The sequence below is a fragment of the Roseburia sp. AF42-8 genome, assembly GCF_003435965.1.
Taxonomy (GTDB): domain Bacteria; phylum Bacillota; class Clostridia; order Lachnospirales; family Lachnospiraceae; genus Roseburia_C; species Roseburia_C amylophila.
Map to the genome: position 1 here is coordinate 1 of NZ_QTVB01000152.1, position 574 is coordinate 574.

Below are 574 nucleotides of genomic sequence, written 5' to 3' on the forward strand. Positions count from 1 at the left end.
GAATACCAAGTAATCTTTATATCTGGCAACAATTTGGAAAAAAAAAGAAATTTATGGGGATGGTTTAACTACCAGTCATTTGATAGATAAATGGTTTGAGCAAATATGTAGAAAAAGTATAACCATGGGATTACAGCAAAGAACTATTACTGAAACGAAAATAAGAATTGTTGATGTTTTGGAGAAAACAGGACGTTTGTATGTTCCTAAACAAATACTGAATGTTGAAGAAGCTGGATTAGATTATCTGATATCATCAGAAATTGTTGTGATTCAAAATGATAGGGTGGGCTTTGTGCATCAATCGATTTTAGATTATTTTATGTCGCAAAGAATGATGGAAAAATATTTTCAGGTGCAAAAGCTGGAAAATATTATAGGCGAAAAATGCAGACAAACGCCCGGAAGACGATATCAGGTACAGATGTTTTTGCAGAATCTTTTGGAATATAATAGTGAAGACTTCATCATATTTGGTAAGGAAATGTTAATTTCAGATAACATAAGATATTATGTCAAATATGTTTTTTTATGAGATTTTGGGACAAATTCAAGAACCAGATGATAATATTAT

At 30.7% G+C, this 574-nt stretch carries 1 protein-coding gene; it reads left to right on the forward strand.

The annotated features are described in order from the left end of the window. Window positions 1-124: 124 nt before the first annotated feature. Window positions 125-535, forward strand: coding sequence for a hypothetical protein (locus DW059_RS15765; protein WP_199534411.1), 411 nt, complete (start codon window positions 125-127; stop codon window positions 533-535). The last annotated feature ends 39 nt before the right edge of the window (window positions 536-574 follow it).